The organism is Pseudoalteromonas sp. BSi20495 (assembly GCF_000241185.1).
Lineage (GTDB): Bacteria > Pseudomonadota > Gammaproteobacteria > Enterobacterales > Alteromonadaceae > Pseudoalteromonas > Pseudoalteromonas fuliginea.
On sequence record NZ_BADY01000121.1, the window covers coordinates 1 to 2,387 of the forward strand.

General features: G+C 38.9%; 2 protein-coding genes. Both read left to right on the top strand.

The genetic code is table 11. The features are described 5' to 3' along the window. On the top strand, window positions 1-332 hold a 332-nt coding region (locus tag P20495_RS20865; protein WP_033016167.1), incomplete at its 5' end, for a ClbS/DfsB family four-helix bundle protein. A 400-nt stretch (window positions 333-732) separates the two neighbouring features. Further along, window positions 733-1,881 carry a N(5)-(carboxyethyl)ornithine synthase gene (locus P20495_RS05475; protein ID WP_008137839.1) on the top strand — a complete coding sequence of 383 codons (1,149 nt, stop codon included), beginning with the start codon at window positions 733-735 and terminating at the stop codon, window positions 1,879-1,881. Window positions 1,882-2,387: the final 506 nt, after the last annotated feature.

Sequence of the window (2,387 nt, forward strand, 5' to 3'; positions counted from 1 at the left end):
AGCTAGTAATTCAGTGGAATAAACTTACGTCAGCTAAGCAATGTGTGGAGCTTCCTGCAACTGGTTATAAATGGAATGAACTAGGAAGGCTAGCTCAAAGTTTTTATTTTGAGTATCGTGATTGGAGCTACAATGACTTAATCTCTGAGTTTAAAATAACAGCAAATAATATTTTGTCGCTAGTTAGTTCATTAAGTGAGCATGATCTTTACGGTGTTGCTTGGTATAAAAAATATACATTAGGTAGAATGATCCAGCTTAATACCTCATCACCAATGAAAAATATGCGCGCTAAAGTAAGAAAATTTAAGAAGAGCAATGATATAAGATAAAAATCAGATAACAAGTGACTTTGGTGCCACCGTCCGCTCATGGGCATAGCCGAAGTTGATATAAAAGCTGAACGTTCAGCTAGCCCAATTTAAAGTGGATTAAATCTGCTCTACAGGCTAGTACTCCCTTTATTTCAGTTTGAGATACCCAAGTTAGCAATACTTATTTCTGATATACTCAGTCAGCACTTTTACTCAAAAGGTAATAGTCTTCAGCTTGCAACTTAATGCAAGTTAACTCACTGCTCTTCATTATTTATTGCCAAAATTACACCTTTGTAAAATAGAGTTGGTTCATCCGAGCCAAAAACGTACATAAAAACACCGCCTAAGTTTATTGGCGAAGTATGATGATTCGTTGGTGAACTCAAGCGTACTTACTTTATAAACAGGACTTAGCATGAGTGAATTAACTATCGGCGTTATCGGAACATCCCGCAAGACAGATGAAAGACGGTATCCTATTCACCCAGAGCACTTATTACGAATTCCAGAAAACCTTAGAAAACAAATGGTGTTTGAACAAGGCTATGGCACCGCTTTTAATGTTAGCGATGAATATATTGCAACGTTAACGGGTGGCATTGCATCGCGCAGCGAAATACTTACCCATATTGGCACGGCCATTATTGCAAAGCCTGTACTTGCTGATTTAGAAGAAATGCGCGAAGGAGGCACTATTTGGGGTTATGCCCACTGCGTTCAACAGCATGAAATAACACAAGCGGCAATTGAGCGTAAACTTACCTTAATTGCTTTTGAAGATATGTATGTGTGGTCACCAAACGGGAATGTAGGGCGCCATACTTTTTATAAAAACAATGAAATGGCAGGGTATTGCGCTGTAATACATGCTTTGCAACTTAAGGGTATTGATGGTCATTATGGCGATCAACGTAAAACGATTATATTTAGTTTTGGGGCAGTGAGTAGAGGCGCTATTTACGCCCTGAAAGCGCATGGCTTTAGAGATATTACCATTTGTATTCAGCGTCCTGATCACGAAGTGCGTGAAGAAATATTAGATTGTCACTATGTTAAGGTACGAGAAGGTATTGAAGGAGAGGCTCGCATGATGGTTGTTGAGCATGATGGGACTAATCGGCCACTTAGCGATCTTATTAGCGAAGCCGATATTATCGTGAACGGGACTTATCAAGAAACAGCTCATCCGGTTAACTTTGTCATTGAATCAGAAGCCGAGTGCTTAAAATCAAACAGCTTAATTATTGATGTTAGCTGTGATGAGGGGATGGGATTCTTTTTTGCAAAGCCGACAACGTTTAAAAACCCTTTATTTCGATATAACAACACGGATTATTATGGCGTTGATCATACACCGAGTTATTTATGGGAAAGCGCGACGCGTTCAATCTCTGCGGCGCTCATTGTATATTTACAAACGATACTCAAAGGTGCTTTGCAGTGGCAAAAAGATGAAACCATTCGCCGTGCAATAAACATTGAGCTAGGAATAATTAAAAATACGGCAATTTTGGCATTCCAAAACCGCGAAAATATTTACCCTTATAACGTAATAACACAATGATTAAATCTATCTCTAATCTAATTTTACATTAGATTAATTAGGGGTGTGCACTTCGTCTTAATACTAGTAATTTTAAGGCGAAGTGTTTGTTGAATGATAGTAAAACTGGAGAACTTAAATCTTAAAAGTTTTGATAAAACGAACACCCACAATTTATAAGGCTACCTGATATGCTTAACAATTGTGTGGATACGAACTGCTGATCTTTGGATCGGGTGATCAAGAGTAGGGAGTGCTTTTCTTCGGTTTTTTAGTTTTTTCATTACTTTGAAGTGGTACGACTGAGTGGATTCGAACTGCTGGCCATTGGACCGGGTGATCAAGAGTGGGTAGTGCTTTTTCTTCAGTTTTTTATTACTTTGAATTGGTACGACTGAGTGGATTCGAACCATCGACCTTTGGAGCGGGTGATCAAGAGTGGGTAGTGCTTTTTCTTTTAAGTGTGTTTATTACTATTAATTGGTACGACTGAGTGGATTCGAACCACCGACCCTTGGACCGGGTGA

Excerpts from the sequence above, each read along its gene's own strand:
- P20495_RS05475 (WP_008137839.1), top strand. The coding sequence starts at position 733 with ATGAGTGAATTAACTATCGGCGTTATCGGAACATCCCGCAAGACAGAT.